This is a genomic window from Mycobacterium sp. 4D054 (genome assembly GCF_052245755.1).
Taxonomy (GTDB): Bacteria; Actinomycetota; Actinomycetes; order Mycobacteriales; family Mycobacteriaceae; genus Mycobacterium.
This window is the reverse complement of sequence record NZ_JBQQCF010000050.1, coordinates 13597-37559: the sequence shown is the minus strand read 5'-3', so window position 1 is coordinate 37559 and position 23963 is coordinate 13597. Positions and strand designations below refer to the sequence as shown.

The window sequence follows — 23963 nt, the reverse complement described above, 5'->3', positions numbered from 1 at the left end:
GGATGATCTGATCCGGAGTGTGCCGCCGGCGCTTGTTCGTTGCCATGTCGTCATTGATTCTTCCTGCCCGAGCACTCGGGCAACAGAGTCCCACAACGACTGGACCACTACAGGGGGCTCACCTCACCGTCCCTCACCCGCCCTGCGTGGCCGGAGACGATCGAGCCGCCCCGCACGGTCACACGCACCGCGCCACCAGTCACCGTCACTCAGCCCGGCAACCCACCTGCGGTCGGTCCCCCGGCACCCGCGCCACCTCGCGCACCGGCACCGGCACCTCACGTTCCTGCAGGGTCGTTTGGCGACCTGGGCTTGGCCACACCGATGAGCAGTCCAAGCTGCAATGGTCAGGGCATCGTTGTTCTCGGATCGGTCACTACGCCGGGGCAGTACGCCGCTGGGGTGCAACGGCTGCTGGCGGCGCACCCCGGGGCCTCCTATCTGCGGACCGACCAAACCTGCCCGTCGCTTCGCGCCGCCACCGACGCAGGCAATCCCATCTATGCCGTTTATCGCCTAGCAGGCGACACGACGGCTGAAGTTCGGTCCGCGGTGTGTTCCGCCGGTGGCGATGCCTACGGCAAATGGCTTGACTACACCACCGACCCCGGTTTCCAGATCAATTGCTAATGCGCAGCACAGGTCGGCCCGCAACTATCGTCCTGGTCGCAGCGCTCCTCGTCGCCTGTTCCGCAAGCCCCGACTCCACCTCCGGTCCGGCGGTCGATCAGGTGGAGTACCGCGTGGGAGGGCTGCCCGTGATAGAGGGAGCAAGTGGGCTGCGCGGCGACGCGCCGCCACCACGACGCACAGCGGCATACAGCCACGGTGGGCCGGTTGATGCGCTGGTCCTCTCGGCGGTCGATGACGTCGAAATGTTCTGGCAGCAGGCCTATCCCGACACGTTCGGCTCGCCTTTCGAACCCGTCGATGAGCTGGTGTCGTTCGACTCGCTGGACCCGTCCAGCCCCGAGGTGTGCGGCCACGAAACCTATGACCTGCCCAACGCCATGTTCTGTTCCCCGTTGTTCTCCCTCGAGCAGTTCATCGCCTGGGATCGCGGCTTCCTGGTCCCGACAGGGCAGCAGTACTTCGGGGACACCTCGATCGCCGCGCTGATCGCGCACGAGTACGGCCACGCGGTGCAGTACAACGCCGACCTCGCGGGCCGGTTGACCAAGACCGTGGTTAAGGAGCAACAGGCGGACTGCTTCGCGGGCGCCTACAGTCGCTGGGTCGCCGAAGGAAACTCTCCCCGTTTCACCCTCAGCACCGGCGACGGTCTCAACCGCGTCCTGGCCGGGGCGATCAGCCTCGCCGATCCGGTGTGGTCTGAGCAGGAAGCCGAGATGGTCGAGGAAGGCCACGGCACCGCGTTGGACCGCACCCGCGCTTTTCAGCAAGGTTTCGTCGACGGGACCACATCGTGTGCCGCTATTGACCTCGCATCGATCGAGCAGCAGCGGGGCGATCTGCCCCTGCTGCTGCAGCAGGAGCCCTCGGGCTACGTTCAAAGCGGCGAGGTGCCGCTCGACGAGTCCACATTGTCGACGCTCATGGAGCTTCTCGATCAGATCTATACTCCGCAGAGCCCACCCGGACTGTCCTTCGACAGCCAAGCCTGCCCCGAAGGGGCCGCCAGCCCGCCGGCGTCCTACTGCTCCACAACGAACACGATCGTGGTCGACCTTCCCGCGCTGCAGGCGATGTCGGTTCCGGCAGGGACGTCGGATTACGCGCTCCCGCAGGGTGACAACACCGGCCTGTCGGTAGTGACCTCCCGGTACACCTTGTCACTGCAGCACGCCCGAGGTGAGCCACTCGATGCGCCGAGCACTGCACTGCTCACTGCATGCCTGACCGGAGTCGGGCAAGCCGCGATGGCCGATCCCATCGAGCTTACGAGTGGAAACAGCCTGCAGCTCGCCGCCGGGGATATCGATGAAGCCGTCGGCGGACTGCTCACCAACGGCCTGGTCGCCGGGACCGTCGACGGATTGACCGTGCCAGCCGGGTTCACTCGCATCGAAGCGTTCCGCGCCGGGCTTGCAGGCTCTGAGCAAGCGTGCCATCAGCAATACTGAACCCCCTATACGGCTGGTCGTCTTCGTCCGGTAAGCGGGAGGTTGTGGTTCACTAGCAAACCGGGAAGTACATCAGGGGGTACCAGGGTGCAGGCGTCGTCCGGTCGGCAAAGAGCTGGCACACGATTCGGAAAGTACGAACTGCTCACGCTGCTCGGCAGAGGCGGTATGGGTGAGGTGTATGAGGCCCGCGACACCGAGAAGGGCCGGATCGTCGCCCTGAAGATCCTGCTCGAGCAGTACGCCCAAGATCCCGGTTACCGAACCCGATTCACCCGCGAGGCGAATGCCGCTGCCTCGCTGCAGGAACCGCATGTTGTGCCCATTCATGACTGGGGTGAAATCGAGGGCAGCCTGTTCATCGACATGCGTCTGGTCCGCGGCACCGACCTGCGCAAACTGACTGAGCGCGGGCCCCTCGACCCCAGCCGTGCCGTGCACATTATCGGTCAGGTCGCTTCCGCACTTGACGCTGCGCACGCCGAGGGGCTGACCCACCGCGATGTAAAACCCGAGAACATCGTTGTCTCCGGCGACGACTTCGCTCACCTTCTCGACTTCGGCATCGCGGAGAAGGCCGGCGATCCCCACCTCACGCAGGCCGGGATGACCATCGGGTCCTGGGCGTACATGGCGCCGGAACGACTCAGTGGCGACGCCACCAGTACATCGGTCGACATCTACTCGCTTGCGTGCGTTCTCTACGAAACCCTCACCGGTGCCAGGCCGTTCGCGATCGACAGCATGCAGCAGGTCGTCAACGCGCATCTGTACACCCCGCCGCCGCAAGCCAGTGCCGCCAATCCACGCGTTCCGTCAGCGCTCGACGCCGTGATCGAAAGAGGGATGGCGAAGGAACCCGATGACCGTTACGGCAGCGCGGGGGCCCTGGCCCGAGCTGCCCAGCGTGCGCTGTCGTCGCCGGCGGCCCGCGATCCCAATGCCACCATGGCCGGCGTCTACGCCAGCGCTGCGACCGAGCAGCACACCCGGTCGGCACCCTCACCGCCCGCCGCACCCCCACCCTCGCCGCTACCTGCGCTGCCCGCTCGGGCAGGCATGCCTAAACCAATGCTGATCGGTATCGCGGTGTGCGCGGCTCTTTTCCTCGCCGCCGTAGGCATCGCCCTCGGCGTGTTCGCCAGCCAGTCCGGTAGCGGTGACGGCGAAACCTCCGCACAGAGTCCGTCGCTCACCCGGCTACCGACTGCCACACGATTGCCGCGCCCAACCGGACAGCGACCCTCAGCGCACACGCCGAATCCGGAGCCTCCTCGACCCGGGTCGCCACCACCGGCAGTCACTGGCGTCGACGGCCTCGGCCAACGCTGCGATGCGGGCTTCGAGGTCAGCGGAAGTCTTGATCGAGCGAGCCGCGCATTCCGCGGAAGTGTCGAGACCAGTTGCCGCTTCGTCGACAACGTACTGACGGCGTACTGGAATGCGGGCGGCCCCAACGCATCACCGCGCACCATCTACGCCGCTGGCGGCGTACCTTGCGATCAGCGGTCCGCACGCTGCAGGGGCGCTCTCTACGTCCTCGACTGCAGCCCCTTTGGCGCCGGCGACTGGGTGACGTGCCGAGGCGGGGTGAATGCTGTCGTCCACATCTACTAGCCGCCGTCTTCTTATTTGGTGTTGTGCTGCAGCCATTCTCGCGGGATGTTCGCACGAGGTCGGGGGCACACCGAACCCGGACGTACTGTCAACGACTGCTTCGCAGCTACCGCCGTCCGTGACCGTCACCGCCGTAACGCCGGTGGAGCCTGCACCGGCTGGGGTCCCCACCCCACCGTCGCCGTCCGCCGGTGACCTCAGCGCGAGCTTCGAGGACATCACTGCCACCTTGCCGGCCGGGGAGGTCGGCGCCGCAATCTTCGACGGACAGAGCGTGACCCGGTACGGGTCATGGAAAGTTGGCGCCGCGTGGTCGACCATCAAGGTGCCCCTGTCCATCGCTGCCCTGCGTGTCGACCCGGGCTCCGCGCAGGATCAGATGCACCAGGCGATTTCGCAGTCCGACAATGCCGCAGCCGACTACCTGTGGAGCGTGCTGGGCGATCCGAATACGGCCGCTGCAGCCGTGGACTCGGTGTTGCGCGAAGGAGGCGATCTGTCGACGCGCGTTCAATCTCAACAAGTGCATCCACCGTACAGCCCTTACGGTCAAACTGACTGGCCCACAGATCAAGCCGCGATCTTCGCTTTCCAGCTACCCTGCATCACCGGAGCGGCACCGGTAATCGAGCAGATGCGCACGCTCGCCGGCAACCAACAATGGGGACTGGCACCATTCGCAGATGTCGCTGCCAAAGGCGGTTGGGGACCGGAGCCGGATCGGGGATATTTGGTACGCCAACTCGCACTCGTTACCAACAGCAGCGGTACCTTTGGCGTCTCGCTTGCTGCCAAACCTGCCGACGGGCGCTTTGAATCCGGCAAGGCCATGCTTGACGGGATTGGAGCGTGGATTGATCAGCAGCGCAACGACATCGTCGGCGGCCGCTGCTGACACGGCGCTCGCTCCACACCCACGCCGTGCAGCGACTACGCCTTGGCCATATTGGCGAATCGAGACAAATGGAGTTGGTGCGCAACGGTTATCGTCTTCGTCGGACCGTTGCGGTGCTTTCCGAGGATCAGGTCGGCCTCACCCCCGCGGGGGTCGTCGCGCTCGAACGCGTCCGGCCTGTGCAAAAGTATGACCATATCCGCATCTTGTTCTAGCGAACCCGATTCGCGCAGGTCAGAGACTTGCGGCCGCTTGTCGGTGCGCTGCTCGGGACCACGGTTGAGCTGACTGATCGCGATCACCGGAACGTTGAGTTCCTTGGCCATCAGCTTGATGCTGCGGGAGAAGTCCGAGACTTCCTGCTGGCGCGATTCGTACTTCTTGCCCGAGCTCATCAGCTGCATGTAGTCGATGACGATCATCCGCAGCCCGGCCTTCTGCGAGAGTCGACGCGCCTTGGCGCGGATCTCCATCATGGTCAGGTTCGGCGAATCGTCGATGTACAGCGGCGCTTCGCTGATTTCACTCATCCGCCGCGCCAGCTTGGTCCAGTCGTCGTCGCTCATCCGGCCCGAGCGCATGTCGGCCAGCTTGATCTTCGCCTCAGCCGACAGCAGGCGCATGACGATCTCGGTTTTACTCATCTCCAAAGAGAAGATGACGCTGGGCAATTGGTGTTTGATTGAGCAGGACCGCATGAAATCCAAAGCAAGGGTCGATTTTCCGACACCCGGGCGGGCTGCCACGATGATCATCTGACCCGCGTGCAATCCGTTGGTGACCTCGTCGAGTTCGACGAAGCCCGTCGGCACCCCCTTGGAGATACCGCCCTCGGACGCGATCGCGTCGATCTCGTCCATCGTCGGCTGGAGGATCTCCTCCAGGATCACGAAGTCCTCGGCCGCGCGGCGCTCGGTCACGTCGTAGATCTCGGCCTGCGCGCGGTCGACGATGTCGTTGACGTCGGCCCCGTCGGCACCGGCGTAGCCGTACTGCACCACCCGGGTGCCTGCCTCCACCAGCCGGCGCAACAGCGCCTTCTCCGAGACGATCTCCGCGTAGTACCCCGCGTTGGCCGCGGTCGGCACCGTCGAGATCAACGTGTGCAGATACGGCGCCCCACCGACACGGCGCAGCAGGCCGCGCCGATCGAGTTCGGCGGCCACGGTGACCGCGTCGGCCGGCTCACCGCGGCCGTACAGGTCCAGGATCGCGTCGTAGACGAGCTGGTTGGCCGGTTTGTAGAAGTCACCCGGACGCAGCTTCTCCAGCACGTCGGCGACCGCGTCCTTGCTCAGCAGCATGCCGCCCAGCACCGCCTGCTCGGCGGCGGGATCCTGGGGAGGCTGCCGGCCGAAATCCTCACCGGGAGGCGGCTCCATCTCGCCGCGATCTCCGGGCCGACCCAAGTCATCTACGACGGCCACGCCGAGAGCCACCCCCTTTTGATCGCGATCGAACGCACATTCGACAACGGCATGTCGCGACTGTAAATCCGGCCTCCGACAACTGGCTCGTCGACGGCAGATCTGCACCCGCGACGGCCAACGTTAGACGTTGCTGGGCGGGAAGCAAGTCGCCCCTGTTGATGAAGCTGTGGATGGAGTGTGGATAGCTCAGGTGGGCCATGTTGAGGCGCTGGGGAGAACCTGTTGATAACTCACTGCAACAGCCTTGTTTACGCAGATGAACGCACCATAGGACGGTCGAACAGCTGTGGATGGGAAATCGCCCGGCGTGTCGTGCTCGGTTTCGGTCTCGGGCGTGTTGCGTTGCATCGCGGGGACCAGAAGGTTAACAGCCGGTGCAGTTCGCTGGCTTTGCTTTGCCCGGAAAAGTTCGCCACCGGATACGGCTACGGCCGGGCGAAGACCCCTAGGGGTCCCCACCCGGCCGTTTGACAGCGGAGCCGGTCGGCCGGCTAGCTCGCTACCACGTTCAGCGACAGCGAGGCGTTCACCTCGGGGTGCAGCCGCACCCCGACGGTGTGCGTGCCCGTCGTCTTGATGTGCGCCTTGGGCAGGCTCACGGTCCGCTTGTCGAGGTTCGGGCCGCCGGCCTTCTTGATCGCCGCGACGACGTCGGACGCGGTGACCGAACCGAACAGCTTGCCCGAATCACCGGCCGCCTTGACCGACAGCTCGACATTGTCGAGTCCCTCGATCGCCTGCTTGAGCTCGTTGGCGTGCTCAAGGCCCTTGACGCTCTTGAGCTCCTGGGCGCGGCGGATATCCTCGGCCTGGCGCTGGGCGCCACGGGTGGCCACGATCGCCAGCCCACGGGGCAGCAGGTAGTTACGGCCGTAGCCGTCCTTCACCTCGACAGCGTCACCGGCGACTCCGAGGTGCTCCACCTCGGCAGTGAGAATCAGTTTCATTGTCGTGGTCCTTATCGCGTCGACGAGCTGAACGGCAGCAGGGCGACCTCGCGGGCGTTCTTCACCGCGATCGCGATATCGCGCTGGTGCTGAACGCAATTGCCCGTCACCCGGCGGGCGCGGATCTTGCCGCGCTCGCTGATGTAGGTACGCAGCAGCTGCGTGTCCTTGTAGTCGATTACCTGGTTCTTGCCCTTCTTCGAGCAGAACAAGCATTTGCGAGTCTTGACCGGCTTCTCCGGAGCCGGGCGCCTCTTGGTTGAGGAGGACTTGGCCATATGTCTATCTCTTTCTGAGAATCACTGATTGGTATGTCAAAAGGGCGGTTCGTCGTCGGCGCCGCCGAACGAGCCCGATGCGGGCGCACTGCCCCACGGGTCCTCGGCCGGCGCGCTGTTGGCCGCGGGGCGCGAGTTACCGCCCCCGCCGCCGCCGAATCCGCCGCCCCCGCCGCCACTGCGGCTGGCTTTGTTGACCTTGGCGGTCGCGTAGCGCAGCGAGGGGCCGATCTCGTCGACCTCGAGTTCGACAACGGTGCGCTTCTCACCCTCACGGGTTTCGAAGGACCGCTGCTTGAGCCGACCGGACACGATCACTCGCGAACCGCGGGTGAGGCTCTCGGCCACGTTCTCGGCGGCCTCACGCCAGATGTTGCAGCGGAGGAACAGCGCTTCGCCGTCCTTCCACTCATTGGTCTGACGGTCGAACGTCCGCGGCGTGGAAGCCACGGTGAAGTTCGCAACCGCGGCACCGGACGGCGTGAAACGCAGTTCCGGGTCAGCGGTCAGGTTTCCGATAACAGTGATGACGGTGTCACCAGCCACGAGATCCTCCTGGGCGTGTAGTCAAAGCGGCGTATTCGTACAAGTGCAGTCGCAGGCGAGCCTACGGAACTGCACCGACGTACACATAGGTGTCGCCCGACGTGAAACGGACTAGTGCTTGTCGGTCCGCATCACCTTGGTGCGCAGCACGGACTCGTTCAGGTTGAGCTGGCGGTCCAGCTCGGAGACGGTCGCGGGCTCGGCCTTGACGTCGAGCACGGCGTAGATGCCCTCGGCGTGCTTGGCGATCTCGTAGGCGAGCCGTCGACGGCCCCAGATGTCGACCTTGTCGACACTGCCGCCGTCCTTGCGGATGACGTTCAGAAACGTCTCCAGCGACGGAGCTACGGTGCGCTCGTCAAGTGTGGGGTCGAGAATGACCATGATTTCGTATGGACGCATGAGAAACCCATCACCTCCTCTGGTCTTGTCGGCCACGGCGTGTCCGTGGCAGGAGGGTCGCCTGCGTCGGCAACCGGCCCAGGCTACAGGAACGGGCGCTGATCAGCGAAATCGCGTCAGTCGACCTGACCGCGGTCAGCCCGGATTCGCTGCGGCCAGCACACGATCGGGCGCGCTCCGGGGCCGTGGGCGCAGCCAGTCCGGCAGCCAGCGCGGCGGCGCGTCGGGCGCACCGTCGAACACCCCGCCGGCGGGATCGTCGACCCCGCCCTGGCGGACCAGGTCCTGCTCCGGCCGGTAGATCTGCCGAATCACCAACCCACACAAAGTGATCACCGCGACGTCGCGCAGCAGCACCGTCGCGGTGAACGCCTGCTCGGGCAGCCCCATGTTCTGCTCACCGAACAGATACAGCATCCGCGGCACCCACACGAGCATGTCCACGGTCATCCACGCCAGCAGGATCCGGCGGTGCGGCAGCGCCAGCACCGCCAGCGGCACCAGCCACAGCGAGAACTGCGGGCTCCACACCTTGTTGGTGAGCAGGAACGCCGCCACCACCAGGAACGCCAGCTGTGCCACCCGGGGCCGCCGCTCGGCGGTCAGCGCGATGTAGCCGATCACGATGCAACACGCCGCGAACAGCGCCGCGCTCGTCATGTTCAGCATCACCGGCGGTTCCCAGAACCCGAGGTCCTGGTCGAAACCGCGCCACCCGGTGAACGACTTCACCACGTTGTAGATCGAGTCCATGTCGTCGCCGCGGCGGGTGTTGAGCCGGAAGAACTCCGACCATCCGCGCGGGAACAGCACCATGATCGGCAGGTTCACCACCAGCCAGGCGGCCACCGCGGCCACCGCCGTCTTGGCGACCTCCCGCAGACGTCCGGTCCGCACCGCCAACACCGTCAGCGGGACGAGCAGCAACAGGGGGTACAGCTTGGCCGCCACACCGAGGCCGATCAGCACCCCGGCCAACACCGGTCTTCGCCGCGCCCACGCCAGCAGCGCGCACGCTGCGAAAGCCGTTGCCAGCGCGTCGAAATTGGTGAAGATCTGAAAGATCACGATCGGTGAGGCGGCCAGCAGCGCGGCGTCCCAGATCCGTCGCGTGCCCGCCAGCATCGCCGTCGCCCACAGGGTGGTCAGCCACGCCAGCGCCAGCCCGAACGCGGCGATGTTGAAGAACATCACCACCTCGGCGATCACCGGCACCGACACCAGCTTCGTCAACGCGGTATACGTCTTCGCCACCGTCATCGACAGGTACTGGTAAAGCCCCGTCAGCACCGGATACTCCATGTACCGCACGGCGGGCTCGCCGTCGTACTGCACGTGCGGCTTACCCTGCGCGTCGGTCTCCACCCAGCTGGACTTGTACGGGAACTTGCCGAGATTCAACAGCTCCGCGGTGTACAGCGGGACCGTGTCGGAGTAGCACAACTGGTAGTAGGCGCGCTGGTTCTCCCAGTTGCCCACGCGCTGATCGGCGGTCCCGGTGCCGGTGGTCTGCAGACAGGCGGCCTTGGTCGAGTAGCCCAGCGCCAGGAACACCAGCGCGATGATCATCATCACCCGCAGCGGGGTCATGAACCGCGAACGGCCGATCAGCGCGTGCCTGCCGACCGGACCGCCGACGGTTCCGGACAGGGCAGCGCCCAGGGTGTCGGTGCGGCTGGGACAGTCCCGGGAGTCGAGGCTCCGTCGGTCTTCGGCTGGCGGAGCCGGCGAGACGGGTTCGGCTGGCGGAGCCGGCGACTCGGGTTCGGCCGTCACGGGGGCGGCAGCGGACCCGGCGGCGGAGCGCCCGGCGGCGGCACCGGCGCACCCGGCGGCACCGGAGCTCCGGCCGGCCCCGGCGGAACAGGTGCTCCCGGCGCGCCGGCCTCTGGCGCCGGCGCTCCTGGCGGCCCGACCGGAACGGTGGTCGGCGGCCCCCACGGGATCGTGATGCCCGGCGCGATCTCCAACGTCGGCTGGATCACCGTCTGCGACGGCGTCGGCGGCGCGGTGGTGCGCGGCGGAGGCGGGGCCTGCGGCACGCCGGCGTATCCGCCGATCTCCTCAGGCTTCGGGAAGGACTCGTTGTCGGTGCCGTCGAGTGCACCGTCCATGGTCGCCTTCCAGATATCCGACGGCAGTCCGGAGCCGTAGACCGGCGAACCCCACTTGTTCTCCAGCGGTTTGGTGCCGTCGGTGGTGCCCACCCACACCGCGGTGGACAACGACGGGGTGAAGCCCACCATCCACGCATCGCGGTTGGCGCCGGTGTCGCCGAGCTGGTTGGTGCCGGTCTTGGCCGCCGACGGCCGGCCACCGGCCAGCGCGTGGCCGTTGGAGTAGGCGGCGATCGGCTGCATCGCGGCGACCGCGTTGTCGGCGACGGCCTTCTCGATGCGCTGCTCGCCGGAGTTGTCCTCCTGGCCGGCGTCGAACAGCACCGTGCCCTCGGCGTTGACGACCTTCTGCACGAAGTGCGGCTTGCGATACACCCCGGACGCGGCGAGCGTGGCGTACGCCGAGGCCATGTCGATGACGCGGGACTGGTACTGCCCCAGCACGACGCCGTTGTTCGGCGGCCCGCCCTGGCCGTCCTCGGACAGCGTGTGCTCCACGCCCGGGAAGCTCTCGGCGATGCCGGCCGCGTGCGCGGCGTCGGCGACGTCCTGCGGTCCGTTCTTGAGCTGCAGCATCAGCCGGTAGTAGCTGGTGTTCAGCGACCGCTTCAGCGCCTCGGCGATGTTGCAGGTTCCGCAGCTGCTGCCCTCGACGTTGGAGATCTCGATGCCGTTGACCTCGACGGGCGAGCTGTCGACCTGATAGCCCAGACCCATCCCCTGCTGCAGCGCGGCGACCAACGCGAACACCTTGAACGACGAACCCGTGGGCAGACCGGCCTGCGCGAAATCGAAACCGTTGGCGTCCGAGCCGCCGTAGTAGGCCTTGACGCCGCCGGTCTTCGGGTCGATCGACACGACCGCGGTGCGCATGTCGGGGTCCTGCCCGTCCATGTACTCCTCGACCGCGTCGACCGCCGCGGACTGCATCTGCGGGTCGATCGTGGTGGTGATCTGCAGACCCTCGGTGTTCAGGGCCTGCTCGTTGATGTCGAAGATGTCCATCAACTCGTTGACCACCTGGCGTTCGATCAGCCCGTTCGGTCCGGTGGTCTGGTTCTGGTTGACGGCCTGGTCGGGCGGGATCGTCGGCGGGAACACCTGCGCGGCCCGGTCCTGTTTGGACAACGCGCCGATCTCCACCATGCCGTCGAGCACCCAGCTCCAGCGCACCGCCGACGCATCCGGATCCACCGCCGGGTCGAGCACCGACGGCCGCTGGATCAGCGCCGCCAGAAGCGCACCCTCGGACACGTTGAGCGCCTCGACGGGCTTACCGAAGTAGGCCTGCGCGGCGGCGGCCACCCCATAGGCCCCGCGGCCGAAATAGATGATGTTCAGGTACGACTGCAACACCTGGTCTTTGGACCACTCGCTGGACATCTTCGTCGAGATGACCAGCTCCTTGGCCTTGCGGATCAGGCCGCCGACCCCGGATCGGGCGTCGCCGACGAGCGCGTTCTTGACGTACTGCTGCGTGATCGTCGATCCACCCTGCAGATCGCCGCCGAAGATGTTGTTCTTGGCAGCGCGCAGGAAGCCGGTGAACGAGAAGCCCGGGTTGGAGTAGAAGTCGCGGTCCTCGGCGGCCATTACCGCGTCGCGCACGTGCACCGGGATCTGGTCGATGTTGACGTCGACGCGGTTGCCCTCCGGCGGGACGATCTTGGCGATCTCACTGCCGTCGCCGGCCAGGATCGTCGACACCTGCGCGGTGCGGATGTCACCGGGCTTCGGGACGTCGACGATCATGTACGCCATCCCGAACGTCAACAGCGGCAGCACGATCAGCAGCGCCGCGGCCACGATCGACCCACGGCGCACCCAGGTCCAGTTGATCTGCTCGCGCAGGCTGCGGCGCGGGCCGGTCGGGCCTCCGCCGGCCGGACCGTACGCGCCCCCGGGTGGCGGGGGCGGCGGTGTGTTGGGCGGGCCGGAGCTGTGCCGCGCCGAGCGTCGGCGGTGCCTGTTCTGCTCCTCGCGTCCGCCGGGCCTGTTCTGCTCCTGTCCGCCGGGGGCGGGTCTGCGCCGTCCGTCCAGCGCGCGCTTGACGTCGTCGATCGGGTCCCGCAGCGGCGGGGCGCCGTCCCGCACCGGCGGCAGCACGGTGGTACGGCGGTCGTCGGGGGTCGGCGCGCGGCGCACGCCGCCCTGACCGGCCGGCCGCGGCGGAGCGTCCCGACGGGGCGGCGGCGGTCTGCGTGCGCCCAGACTCTCAGCCGCCCTCTGCCCGTCGCGAGGGCTGTCGAGAGACCGGTCGTGGCGCCCGTCGCTATTCACTGGCGGTGCGCGCAGTGCCGCGCGCGGTCTGGGTGCGACGCGGACCGCGGGAGCCCTTGGGGGGCGGTACCGCGCCGAGCACATACGACTTGACCAGGTGATTCCAGCTGCACGTGCGGCATACCTCCACCACGTGTACGGAGAATTCGTCGAAGCGGGTCGCGAGCAGGACGAGCTCCTCGGCGGTCCGCGCGGAGCCGGACACCGCGCCGAGGTGGTCACCGAACACCCACGACACCAGGGTGAGTTGTTCCTTGCGGCAGATCGGGCACATCACCGAACTGGGCTTGCCGTGGAACTTTGCAGCGCGCAGCAAGTAGGGGTTGGCGTCACAGACCTCCGAGACGCCGGTGCGGCCCGAGTACACCTCGGCCAGCAGGGACCGCCGCCGCAGGGCGTAGTCCACCACCTGTCGCTGCAATCGCACGAAGACCAGAGTACGTCGGCGGCTCGGGCACCGAGGCTCGGCGTGCGCCCCGCGACGGCGTCAATCGTGTCCGGCCTGCGCTGTCGACGGCTCAACTCTTACGATCTTGGTCGTGGCTTCGGGGAGCTATGGACGACGGACGTCGTGGACACGGGCAAAAGACAGCGACCGCAACGAGACATGCCAGATCCTCGACACCGCGCTGGCCGAGGGCCAGCTGTCGATGGCCGAGCACGGCGAGCGGGTGAAGTCGGCAACCACGGCGTCCACGCTGGGCCAGTTGCAGGACCTGGTGTCGGATCTTCAGACCGGCAAGTCCCTCGATGTGCCGGTGATCACCAAGATCGTCAACCGTGCCGACCCCGGCGTGCGGATCAACTGGGGTATCAAGGCCGCGATCGCCGGCGTGCTGGTGATACTCGGGATGGCGATCGGCTGGGGGCTCTACGGCAACACCCCGTCGCCGCTGAACTTCACCTCCGATCCGGGCGCGAAGGCCGACGGCATCCCGGCCACGGTGCTGACCCCGCCGAAGCAGCTGCAGTCCCTGGGCGGGTTCACCGGACTGTTCGAGCAGATGCGCAAGAAGTTCGGCAGCTCGATGGGCTACGAGCTCGACATCCACTCCGACATGGCCTACCTCGACCGGCCGGATCCGCAGGACAATCGGCGCAGCCAGACCTACTACTACCGCGGCGGGTGGGGCGAACCCTCGGGATCGCCGTCGACCGTCGACGCCGACGACAGGCTGGTCGACCTCGCCAAGTTCGACTTCGAGAAGACCCTGGGGGTGCTGCGCGGCGCACCCGACACCGTCGGCATCTCCCGCGCCGACGTCACCGACACCTGGTTGCGGATCAGCCCGTCGGAGGACCCGGCCACCCCGGATGCGGTGATCGTCGAGATCATCGTCAACAGTGACTTCGGCAACGGCCGTATCGAGCTGTACCCGGACGGCACACCGCTGGCCATCTGGCCCGCGAACCGCTGACCAGCACGAACCGTGTTTTGGGTGGCTCGCTATAGCGCTCAATATATCGGCGCGATACACTCGCCCGAGGTGTTGAACCGTCGTAGCGACGCATCAGAATTGCTGGAGGAGGTGCCTGGATGCTCGAGCTCGCCATCCTGGGCCTGCTGCAGGAGTCCCCGATGCACGGCTATGAGCTGCGCAAGAGATTGACGGGCCTCCTGGGAGCGTTTCGTGCGTTCTCCTACGGCTCGCTGTACCCGGCGCTGCGCCGCATGCAGGCCGACGGGCTGATCGTGGAGGACGCCGCCCCCGAGGGCACCGTGAAGGTCCGGCGGGCGCGCCGGGTGTATCAGCTGACCGAGGCCGGGAAGCAGCGGTTCACCGAGCTGGTCGCCGACACAGGTCCGCAGAACTACTCGGACGACGGTTTCGGAGTTCACCTTGCATTCTTCAACCGCACCCCGGCCGAGGCCCGGATGCGGATCCTGGAGGGTCGCCGCCGCCAGGTGGAGGAACGTCGCGAAGGCCTGCGTGAAGCCGTGGCGCGGGCGAGCAGCTCATTCGATCGGTACACCCGACAGCTCCACCAGCTGGGGCTCGAGTCCAGCGAGCGTGAAGTCAAGTGGCTCAACGAGTTGATCGCGGCGGAGAGATCGGCGCAGGGACGCGCCGAACAGACGTGAGCATTACGCGCAGCCACCAGTAATACGAAAAACAGTAGGACAGAGGAGAAGCCGTCATGACCGCAAGCAATGACGTCCGGGTCGCGATCGTCGGCGTGGGCAACTGCGCGTCCTCGCTCGTACAGGGCGTTCAGTACTACAAGGACGCCGACGAGAACGCCACCGTTCCCGGCCTGATGCACGTCAAGCTCGGCCAGTACCACGTGCGCGACGTGAAGTTCGTCGCCGCGTTCGACGTGGACGCCAAGAAGGTCGGCTTCGACCTGTCCGAGGCGATCTTCGCCTCCGAGAACAACACCATCAAGATCGCCGACGTGCCGCCGACCGACGTCGTCGTGCAGCGCGGCCCGACGCTGGACGGCATCGGCAAGTACTACGCCGACACCATCGAGATCTCCGACGTCGAGGCCGTCGATGTGGTCAAGGTGCTCAAGGACGCCGAGGTCGACGTGCTGGTGTCCTACCTGCCCGTGGGTTCTGAAGAGGCCGACAAGTTCTACGCCCAGTGCGCCATCGACGCCGGCGTCGCGTTCGTCAACGCCCTGCCGGTGTTCATCGCCTCGGATCCGGTGTGGGCCAAGAAGTTCGAAGACGCCGGCGTCCCGATCGTCGGTGACGACATCAAGAGCCAGATCGGCGCCACCATCACCCACCGCGTGATGGCCAAGCTGTTCGAGGACCGCGGCGTCACGCTGGACCGCACCTACCAGCTCAACGTCGGCGGCAACATGGACTTCCTGAACATGCTGGAGCGTTCGCGGCTGGAGTCCAAGAAGGTCTCCAAGACCCAGGCCGTCACCTCGAACCTGTCCGGCTCGCTGGCCGGCAAGATCGAGGACAAGAACGTCCACATCGGCCCGTCCGATCACGTGGCCTGGCTCGACGACCGCAAGTGGGCCTACGTCCGCCTGGAGGGCCGCGCCTTCGGTGACGTGCCGCTGAACCTGGAGTACAAGCTCGAGGTGTGGGACTCCCCCAACTCGGCCGGCGTGATCATCGACGCGGTGCGTGCCGCCAAGATCGCCAAGGACCGCGGCATCGGCGGCCCGATCGAGGCGGCCTCGGCCTACCTGATGAAGAGCCCGCCCAAGCAGCTCGCCGACGACCTCGCCCGCGTGCAGCTCGAGAAGTTCATCGAGGGCTGACCCCTCCTTTCGCCGAAATCGCATTCCACGCGGCCTCCACTCAGATTTCGCCGCATGGAATGCGATTTCGGCGTTTGAGGGCGGGCTAGAAGTTGAAGCCGAGTTCAGCGGGCACCTCCGTGGCGAACGCCGCGTCCAGCGCGGCGAGGTGCGCGGGATCGCCGCACCGCAACCGACCGGCGGCGACGAACGCCGACGCCCGGTGCGTCCCGAGATAGAGACTGCCGAGCACCGACAGGTCCAACTGCACGTCTGCGGCGGCATCGGTGGGCACACAGTGGGCGCTACCGTCACGCACCTCGAGGGCGAACCTGCCGCCACCGCCCAGCCCGTCGTCGGAAACCTCAAGCACGACAGCAAGATCCGCGGAGTAGGTGCGCGCCCGCAGCACCGCGGGGATGTCGAGCATCCGCAACCACAGCCCGTCGTGGCTGCCCCGCTGACGCACCAACCGCGGATTGGTCAGCAGGTACGGCAGCAGCTGGTGCGGGTGTCCCTCGACGTCCACGGTCGCCATCAGGTCCAGTCCGAGCAGCACCCGCCACACAGCGATGTACGCGTGCTCGGTCACGGCCGCCAGTTTGGTGACCTCAACGCGGTCCTTGCCGTCGCCGCTGTGCACCCGGTACATCGCGAAACCGTCGGGGTGCAGCAGACAGAACAGTGCGCTGCCCCCGTTGCGGGCATGCTCCCGGTCGGCGAACACCTCGTCCCACAGCCGGGTCGGCGTGCGCAGCCCGCCCGGTGTCTGCAACCGCCACCGCTCATAGACGTCCTCGATGTCGGCGCGGTGCTCGGACGCGCGCACGATCCGGACGCCGCCCGGATCGGGCACGTCCCGATGGACGCGCGCCCGGGTGCGGTCGACGGACAGGCTCTGCCACACCGTGGCCGGTCCGTATCCGAACCGGCCGTAGATCTCTGCTTCGCTGGCCTCCAGCCCGGCGATCGGGTATCTGCCCATGCGCCGGTGCAGCTCACCGAACATGCCGGTCAGCACACCGCGGCGGCGGTGCGTCGGCGCGACCGCCACGAACGACACTCCGGCCATCGGCAGCACCGCGCCGCCGGGCACGGTCAGCTCGAGGTCCAGGATCAGGGCGACACCGACGACGTCGGGACCGTCGCACGCGACCACGGCGCCGTCCGCGGGCACCAGCGATCGCCACACCTCGGAGCTCTCCGGCGGCTGCCAGACACCGAAGCCCGTCGCGCCGATCAGGGCCATCGCCGGCCAGTCGGCGTCGTGCGCGGTACGGAACGTCAACCCGGTCGGTGAATGCGGCACTGCCCGACGGTGTCACACCGGCACCTTCTGTCGCACCCGAATTTTGCGGGTCGTACTGTCAGGCCATGGCGGAGATCCCCGACGATGTCTTCCTTGCTGCCGTCGCCGACCTCGACGAGTTCGCGCTGCTGCCCGAGAACGCCGAGCAGGTCGGTGCGACGACGGTGCCGCCGGCCGAGCGCATCGGCGCCGGGCCCGTGAGCGCGATCCGGTACGGCGACGGCGCACCGCGCGTGGTGTTCCTGCACGGCGGCGGGCAGAACGCGCACACCTGGGACTCGGTGATCGTCGGCCTCGGTGTCCCGGCGCTGGCCATCGACCTGCCCGGCCACGGCCGGTCGGCGTGGCGTGAGGACGGCGACTACGGCCCGAAACTCAATGCGGTCGCCGTCGAGCCGGTGATCCGCGACCTTGCCTCCGACGCCGAGCTGGTGGTCGGGATGTCGCTGGGCGGGCTGACCGCGCTGCGCGTGGCGGTGACCGCGCCCGAGCTGGTGCGCCGCCTCGTGCTGGTCGACGTGACACCGTCGGCGCCCGAGCGGCACACCGAGATGACCGACGCGCAGAAGGGCACCGTCGCGCTGGTACAGGGCGACCGGACATTCCCGTCGTTCGAGGCGATGCTCGAGGTGACGGTCGCCGCCGCCCCGCACCGTGACCGGAACTCGTTGCGGCGCGGGGTGTTCCACAACGCCAAGCGCCTCGAGGACGGCACCTGGACGTGGCGCTACGACAGCATCCGCCGGGGCGAAGGTTTCGAGAACCTGTGGGACGACGTGCCTCGCCTGACCACACCGACCACCCTGATCCGCGGCGCGAACTCGTTCTTCGTCAACGACGACGACGCCGACGCGTTCGCCAGGACCGCACCCGGCTTCCGGCGGGTTCACATCGTCGACAACTCCGGTCACTCGGTGCAGAGCGACCAGCCGGTGGCGTTGATCGAGCTACTGCGCGGCGTGCTCGCCGGCTGATTTCCTGCGCAGCCGGCCCAGGAACACCACACCGAGCAGCGCCATCGCCAACGGTGATGTCTGCGGGTCCAGCTCATCCACCTGGTAACCGAGGTCGCGCAGGATGCCGATCTCGATCGCGCTCAACACCCGGACGCCCGGGCCGGTGCCCGTCTGGGCATTCATCATCAACTGGTCGTCGCCGCTGAACGTGAAATCGTCGAGGTGGCTTCCCGAACTGCCCTCGTTCCACGGATCCGGGCTGAAGATCGGGACCAGCCCCCCGTACGCCTTGACGGCGTGGTACCCGCCGAACCACATGCCGCCGTCCTCGCCGGTGAGGATCGGGTCGAAGTCGCTGTCGAAACGGTAGCGGCGGTTGATCGGCCGCCGGCCGTCCTCATTCACGACGAAGCTGTCGAAGACCGTCCAGTAGGTGTTGTCGTTGTCGCCGGCCTCGCCGATCAACGACAGGAACCCGAACGAGTGCAACAGCTCATGCATCGCCGTCGAGGCGAAGTCGAAGTCGCCGTCGTCGACGTCCTCACCGAGCCCCCACCCCGCGCCGAAGTTCCAGGTGATCCGGCCGTCGGCGGCACTGCCGTTGGAGTCGTAGCCGGTGAGCAGCTTGTTCTGCACCACCGTGCGCCAGAAGCCGGCGCCGGTCCGGATCAGGTTGCTGCCCGCCGAGGCCAGCGTGGACGACTCGGCGTCCTCCATCCCGGTGACGTTGTAGGTGAGCACCACCGGCTTACCCACGACGAAGTACACGATCAGCGCATCGGCCGCGTCCTGCAGGGCACCGCGACGGTCCTCGGTCCAGTACTCGGCACCGGTGTTGTACTGGAAGTCGAACTTGATCGCGCCCTGGTTGATCAGCGGGCTGACCCGGGTGCCGATCGGGCGGAACAGATCGAGCAGGTTCATGTGCAGGCCGACGTCGATCGCCACGACGCGGAAGGTGTCGACACCGTCGAAGTCCGAATCCGGTGTGTAGGTGTAGGTTCCGTCCTGGTTGAGCTGCAACGAACCTTCCCGCGGCGCGCGCACGACCCGGTACACCAGGCGGTCGCCGTCCGCGTCGACCGCTGCCAGCGTGCCGGTGATCGCCCCGGTCAGCTTGCCGGTGATCTGGATCGGCTCCACCGTGGGCGCCTGGTTGAACAAGGCGCGTCGCATCGCGAGGAAGTTGGCCTCCATCCGCGCCTTGGTCTCGTCGTCGACGTCCCGCGAGTCGATCCAGGCCTGGGTGTCCGCCGTCCACTTGTCCAGGAAGTCGCCGACGATCTCGCGCCACGTGCGCCGAGGTGCGGGCACCGTGGGCGCGGACAACTGCGCGCTGACGAACTGTGCCGACGAATCGTGTTGCGTTGCTCCGGTTTCCACGGCCGGTGCATCGTCGGTGGGCTCGGCCGATGCCGGCGCCACTGATTCATCGGCTGCCTGGCGATCGGACCCGGGCACCGGCTCGGCGGGTGCGTCAACGACGACGGAATCGGAGTCCGCGACGGTGTCGGGGGCGGCGTCCTGGGCGTCGGTGTCGTCGCTCGCGGTGCCACCGGTGGCGTCGCCGTCGGGGATCTCGGCGGTGTCGTCGATGACGGCCTCGTTGTCGTCTTCACCGGCCGGCCCCCCGACGTCGGTGTCGACGTCGGTGTCGTCGGTCGCCGTCTCGGTGTCCGTGTCCGTGCCGGTGGTATCGCTCGCGGTGCCGTCGCGTTCAGCCGCGTCCGACGTCGACGCGCCCGTGGACACCGCGGACGTGTCACCGGTCTCCGCGCCGGCGACGCCGACCTGCGGGCTCAACAGCGAGTACCCCAGCAATGCGGCGCCCATCCCTGCGGATGCGGCGCCGAGTTGCAGCCACCGGCGTACCGCGAAGCCCTCGGCTCGGCGAGCGTGGCGAGAGCGCCGTCCTGGCTTCTGGTTTCCCCGCGCAACAGTCACTATTTACCCCCCCGTTATTTGCGTCGGCAGGAACGATACCCGGTTGTGAGGCCGGGTGGAGCAAATTCGGCTGCCATATCGCGCCACGCGTCGTCGAGTGTTCACCTGCGCGTTGCCTTCCGCTGGCCCGGCTCCAGTAACTTCCCGCTGGTCCGGCCGCCCAGCCCGCGGCCGGAGTTCACGTCGAAGGGATACCCGAGGCCATGGCGCTCGTGCCGCTGAACCTTTTCCTCACCCACAACGGGAAGTCCAAGCGCCAACGCGTGACCTGCGTGCACAAATGCGGCGACGCGTGCGCCAAGCCGGTGCCGAACACGAGCGACAACGAATACTTCGGCGACATCGCCGCGGCCGTGTCGCGGCGGTCGCTGCTGCACGCGGGCGGTGTGGCGGTGCTGGCCGTGGGCACCGGCTCGGTTCTGGCCGCGTGCTCGAACACCTCCGCGCCGGCGCCGACCTCCTCCTCGGCGACCGCGGCGCCGTCCGCACCACCGGCCGGGATGAACTTCGCGTCCGTCGCGCCCAACAGCGACGACGCCGTCGTCGTCGCCGACGGCTACCGGCAGGCCGTGGTGATCAGCTGGGGCGACCCCGTCCTGCCCGGCGCACCCGAGTTCGACGTCCGCAACCAGAGTGGCGCCGCCCAACGCGGCCAATTCGGATTCAACAACGACTTCGCCGGCCTGCTGCCCATCGAGGGGCAGCCCGGTCACTTCCTGCTCGTCACCAACTTCGAATACGCCACACCGCAATTCATGTTCCCCGGGTATGACGCGGATGCTCCGACCCGCGAGCAGTTCGACATCGAGATCGCGTCGATGGGGATGGGCGTCGTCGAGGTGCAGCGCACGCCCGACGGCGGTCTGCGGCCGGTGATGGGCCGCTACAACCGGCGCGTCACCGCCGACACCCCGTTCACGATCACCGGGCCCGCCGCGGGCACCGATTTCGTCAGGGCCGCCGCCGACCCCGAGGGACGCACCGTGCTGGGCACCATCGCGAACTGCGCCGGCGGTGTCACCCCCTGGGGCACCGTGCTTTCCGGGGAGGAGAACTTCCACACCTACTTCGGCGCACCCGAAGGGACCGCGGCTTTGGGTCCGGTCGACGCCGATCGCCACGACCGCTACGGCGTCACCCTGGAACCGTCGGAATTGCGTTGGGAGAACTTCGATCCCCGGTTTGATCTGGCCGCGACACCCACCGAGGTGAACCGCTTCGGCTACGTGGTCGAGCTGAACCCGTGGGATCCGGAGTCCACACCGGTCAAGCATCCGGCGTTGGGGCGGTTCAAGCACGAGGGAGCCAACATTCACGTCACCGCGGACGGCACCGTGGTCGCCTACACCGGCGACGACGAGCGCTTCGACTACATGTACAAGTTCGTCTCGAGTCGCAAGATGCGGGGCGGCGCAGAAGCGGCAGGAGGTGGGTACGACCCGGCCGCGATGGCGCACAACATGGGGATCCTGGACGAGGGCACGCTGTATGTCGCGAAACTCTCCAGCGACATCCCCGCCGGTGACATCGACGGCTCCGGGGACCTCCCGGCGACGGGGGCGTTCCGCGGCACCGGGACGTGGATTCCGTTGCTGCGCTCCGGACCTGACGGTGCCGAGTCGCTGATCGAGGGCATCACTGCCGCGGAGGCCGCGGTGTTCACCCGGATGGCTGCCGACAAGGCCGGCGCCACCAAGATGGACCGCCCGGAGGACTTCGAGGCCAACCCCGCCACCGGCAAGGTGTATGTCGCGCTCACCAACAACAGCAAGCGCGGGGCATCCGGTGATGCGCCGGCAGACGCGGCGAATCCCCGTAACGACAACAAGAGTGGGCAGATTCTGGAGATCACCGACAACCACGCCGGCACCGACTTCACCTGGGAACTGCTGCTGGTTTGCGGTGACCCGGCCGCGGCCGACACGTATTACGGCGGCTTCGACAAGTCGAAGGTCAGTCCGATCTCCTGTCCGGACAACCTCGCTTTCGACAGTCACGGAAACCTGTGGATCTCCACCGACGGCAACGCGCTGGACTCCAATGACGGCCTGTTCGCCGTCGCGCTGGACGGACCGCACCGCGGTGAGACCAAACAGTTCCTGACCGTGCCGCTCGGCGCGGAGACCTGCGGGCCCGTCGTCACCGACGAACTGGTCACGGTGTGCGTGCAGCACCCCGGCGAGAGTGACGAGAACAGCATCGACAGCCCGCAGTCGCGCTGGCCCGAGGGCGGCAACGGAACCGCGCGGCCATCGGTGGTGGTGGTGTGGAAGGACGACGGCAATATCGGTGTGTAGGGCGGCTTTCGGCGCGCCGCGTACCGGGGCCCGCTGGGGCCGTGAGTTTGTGTCCTCTCGTCGCGGGAAACTCGGGAGGCCATGACCTCCCCGAACCGCTCGCTCCGTATCGGCGTGCAACTGCAGCCCCAGCATTCCCGGCGTTACGACCATCTCCGCGACGCGCTGCGCCGCTGCGAGGACATCGGCGTCGACGTCGCCTTCAACTGGGACCACTTCTTCCCGCTCTACGGTGATCCCGACGGCGCGCACTACGAATGCTGGACCATGCTCGGCGCGTGGGCCGAGCAAACCTCGCGTATCGAGATCGGCGCGCTGGTCAGCTGCAACTCCTACCGCAACCCGGAGTTGCTGGCCGACATGGCCCGCACCGTCGACCACATCTCCGACGGCCGGCTCATCCTGGGTATCGGCTCCGGCTGGAAACAAAAGGACTACGACGAGTACGGCTACGAGTTCGGCACCGCGGGCAGCCGGCTCGACGACCTCGCCACCGCGATGCCGCGAATCGAAGCCCGGATGGCCACGCTCAACCCCCAGCCCCTCCGGGCCATCCCGGTCCTGATCGGCGGCGGCGGGGAGAAAAAGACCCTGCGGTTGGTCGCCCAGCACGCCGACATCTGGCACTCGTTCTCCGACAGCGAGAGCTACCCACGCAAGGCCGACATCTTGGCGCGCCACTGCGCCGACGTCGGCCGCGACCCGGCGGCCATCGAGCGGTCCGCCGGTGTCGAGGGGCGTGACCACGAGGCGTTGGTGAACAACGCCGAGGCGCTGCGCGCACTGGGCATCACGCTGCTCACGGTCGGGGTGAACGGCCCCGACTACGACCTCGGCCAGGCCGAAGCACTGTGCCGCTGGCGCGACCGGACCGACGCCGGGGCCTGAAGCTGCGGATCCGCCCCAGCGGGGGTGGGCGCCGTGAGAGACTGGCGCCGCCATGCCCAAGAAGTACGGGGTGAAGGAAAAGGATCTCGTGGTGTCCCACGTGGTCAACATGGTGCTGACCGGCCGGCTCAGGTCCGGAGATCGCCTGGACCGCAACGAGATTGCCCACGAGCTCGGATTGAGCAGGGTTCCGGTCCAGGAGGCCGTCGTACAGCTCGAACACGACGGGATCCTGTCCACCCGCTACCACCGCGGCGCGTACGTCGAGAGGTTCGACGAGGCCACGCTGCGGGAGCATCACGAGCTCTACGGACTCCTCAGCGGCGCGGCATCCGCGCGCGCGGCGGCCGCCGCCGACCCCACGATGCTCGCAGAGCTGGAAACCGAACTGGCGCAGATGCGCGACGGCCGGGACGCCCGGCAGTTCGACCTGCACGCCAACAGGTTCCGCACCATGATCACCGACACCTACGCCGGTCCCCGGCTGCAGGCCACGATCGAGTCCTCGCAGACCTTCATCCCACACGCGTTCTGGCAGTCCTACACGCAAGGCCGCGACCGGCTGCTGCCGTCCTACGAGGCCGAGCTGGCCGCGATCCGCGCCGGCGCACCGGACGCCGCGCGGGCCGCATGCGCCGGACGCGCGGAGGTGATGGCCGCGATCCTGCTGGCTGAGCTGGTACGGCGCGGCGTTTTCGGTTGCGGGCTCGTCTAGAGACGGCTCTCGCTGAGCCGAATCCGCCGGCACGCTCGGGCTGGGCGCTAC

General features: G+C 67.5%; 21 protein-coding genes. 11 read left to right on the top strand and 10 right to left on the bottom strand.

What is annotated here, in order from left to right; all coding sequences use genetic code 11:
* The first annotated feature begins 402 nt into the window (after positions 1–402).
* From ACTWP6_RS25435 to ACTWP6_RS25420, 4 genes are all read left to right on the top strand, one after another.
* Entirely contained in the window at positions 403–630 is a 228-nt protein-coding gene (locus ACTWP6_RS25435) for a hypothetical protein (protein ID WP_443189126.1), read from the top strand.
* Positions 630–2084 carry a peptidase gene (locus ACTWP6_RS25430; protein ID WP_443189125.1) on the top strand — a complete coding sequence of 485 codons (1455 nt, stop codon included), beginning with the start codon at positions 630–632 and terminating at the stop codon, positions 2082–2084. Before ACTWP6_RS25435 ends, ACTWP6_RS25430 begins: the two co-directional genes overlap by 1 nt.
* A gap of 87 nt (positions 2085–2171) precedes the next feature.
* On the top strand, positions 2172–3701 hold the full coding sequence (locus ACTWP6_RS25425; protein ID WP_443189124.1) for a serine/threonine-protein kinase: 1530 nt from the start codon (positions 2172–2174) through the stop codon (positions 3699–3701).
* A 118-nt stretch (positions 3702–3819) separates the two neighbouring features.
* On the top strand, positions 3820–4596 hold the full coding sequence (locus ACTWP6_RS25420; RefSeq protein WP_443189123.1) for a hypothetical protein: 777 nt from the start codon (positions 3820–3822) through the stop codon (positions 4594–4596).
* A gap of 35 nt (positions 4597–4631) precedes the next feature.
* On the opposite strand, the gene dnaB is transcribed toward ACTWP6_RS25420, so the two are convergent.
* The 8 genes from dnaB to ACTWP6_RS25380 form a co-directional block, all read right to left on the bottom strand.
* Positions 4632–6023, bottom strand: coding sequence for a replicative DNA helicase (gene dnaB / locus ACTWP6_RS25415; RefSeq protein WP_443189122.1), 1392 nt, complete (start codon positions 6021–6023; stop codon positions 4632–4634).
* A 494-nt stretch (positions 6024–6517) separates the two neighbouring features.
* Positions 6518–6973 (bottom strand): 50S ribosomal protein L9, encoded by a 456-nt coding sequence (gene rplI, locus ACTWP6_RS25410; RefSeq protein ID WP_260756081.1) that lies wholly within the window; start codon positions 6971–6973, stop codon positions 6518–6520.
* Positions 6974–6984: 11 nt separating this feature from the next.
* Complete coding sequence (gene rpsR, locus ACTWP6_RS25405) at positions 6985–7251, bottom strand: 30S ribosomal protein S18 (RefSeq protein WP_260756082.1); 267 nt, start codon at positions 7249–7251, stop codon at positions 6985–6987.
* Positions 7252–7287: 36 nt separating this feature from the next.
* Entirely contained in the window at positions 7288–7797 is a 510-nt protein-coding gene (locus tag ACTWP6_RS25400) for a single-stranded DNA-binding protein (protein ID WP_260756083.1), read from the bottom strand.
* A gap of 111 nt (positions 7798–7908) precedes the next feature.
* Complete coding sequence (gene rpsF / locus ACTWP6_RS25395; RefSeq protein ID WP_260756084.1) at positions 7909–8199, bottom strand: 30S ribosomal protein S6; 291 nt, start codon at positions 8197–8199, stop codon at positions 7909–7911.
* Positions 8200–8334: 135 nt separating this feature from the next.
* Positions 8335–9975, bottom strand: a complete 1641-nt coding sequence (locus tag ACTWP6_RS25390; protein ID WP_260756085.1) for a glycosyltransferase family 87 protein — start codon at positions 9973–9975, stop codon at positions 8335–8337.
* Positions 9972–12596, bottom strand: coding sequence for a transglycosylase domain-containing protein (locus ACTWP6_RS25385; protein WP_443189121.1), 2625 nt, complete (start codon positions 12594–12596; stop codon positions 9972–9974). The genes ACTWP6_RS25390 and ACTWP6_RS25385 overlap by 4 nt, the downstream gene beginning before the upstream one ends.
* Entirely contained in the window at positions 12589–13023 is a 435-nt protein-coding gene (locus ACTWP6_RS25380; RefSeq protein WP_260756087.1) for a DUF5318 domain-containing protein, read from the bottom strand. Before ACTWP6_RS25380 ends, ACTWP6_RS25385 begins: the two co-directional genes overlap by 8 nt.
* Before the next feature lie 112 nt (positions 13024–13135).
* Here ACTWP6_RS25380 and ACTWP6_RS25375 point away from each other — a divergent pair, with 112 nt between their 5' ends.
* From ACTWP6_RS25375 to ACTWP6_RS25365, 3 genes are all read left to right on the top strand, one after another.
* On the top strand, positions 13136–14014 hold the full coding sequence (locus ACTWP6_RS25375) for a DUF1707 SHOCT-like domain-containing protein (RefSeq protein ID WP_443189120.1): 879 nt from the start codon (positions 13136–13138) through the stop codon (positions 14012–14014).
* 119 nt (positions 14015–14133) lie between these two features.
* Positions 14134–14679 (top strand): PadR family transcriptional regulator, encoded by a 546-nt coding sequence (locus ACTWP6_RS25370; RefSeq protein WP_260756089.1) that lies wholly within the window; start codon positions 14134–14136, stop codon positions 14677–14679.
* Between the two features lie 56 nt (positions 14680–14735).
* Complete coding sequence (locus ACTWP6_RS25365) at positions 14736–15824, top strand: inositol-3-phosphate synthase (RefSeq protein WP_260756090.1); 1089 nt, start codon at positions 14736–14738, stop codon at positions 15822–15824.
* Positions 15825–15909: 85 nt separating this feature from the next.
* On the opposite strand, the gene ACTWP6_RS25360 is transcribed toward ACTWP6_RS25365, so the two are convergent.
* On the bottom strand, positions 15910–17112 hold the full coding sequence (locus tag ACTWP6_RS25360; protein ID WP_443189119.1) for an enhanced intracellular survival protein Eis: 1203 nt from the start codon (positions 17110–17112) through the stop codon (positions 15910–15912).
* A gap of 65 nt (positions 17113–17177) precedes the next feature.
* Between ACTWP6_RS25360 and ACTWP6_RS25355 the strand changes: the two genes are divergently transcribed.
* Positions 17178–18086, top strand: coding sequence for an alpha/beta fold hydrolase (locus tag ACTWP6_RS25355; protein WP_260756092.1), 909 nt, complete (start codon positions 17178–17180; stop codon positions 18084–18086).
* Here the strand turns inward: ACTWP6_RS25355 and ACTWP6_RS25350 are convergent.
* Positions 18060–20012, bottom strand: a complete 1953-nt coding sequence (locus tag ACTWP6_RS25350; RefSeq protein WP_443189118.1) for an Ig-like domain-containing protein — start codon at positions 20010–20012, stop codon at positions 18060–18062. The genes ACTWP6_RS25355 and ACTWP6_RS25350 overlap by 27 nt on opposite strands.
* Before the next feature lie 203 nt (positions 20013–20215).
* Here ACTWP6_RS25350 and ACTWP6_RS25345 point away from each other — a divergent pair, with 203 nt between their 5' ends.
* From ACTWP6_RS25345 to ACTWP6_RS25335, 3 genes are all read left to right on the top strand, one after another.
* Entirely contained in the window at positions 20216–22309 is a 2094-nt protein-coding gene (locus ACTWP6_RS25345; protein ID WP_443189117.1) for a PhoX family protein, read from the top strand.
* Between the two features lie 81 nt (positions 22310–22390).
* A complete protein-coding gene (locus ACTWP6_RS25340; RefSeq protein WP_443189116.1) occupies positions 22391–23197 on the top strand; it encodes an LLM class F420-dependent oxidoreductase in 807 nt (268 codons plus the stop codon).
* Positions 23198–23249: 52 nt separating this feature from the next.
* Positions 23250–23912: a GntR family transcriptional regulator gene (locus ACTWP6_RS25335; protein ID WP_443189115.1), complete on the top strand. Its 663-nt coding sequence runs from the start codon at positions 23250–23252 to the stop codon at positions 23910–23912.
* Positions 23913–23963: the final 51 nt, after the last annotated feature.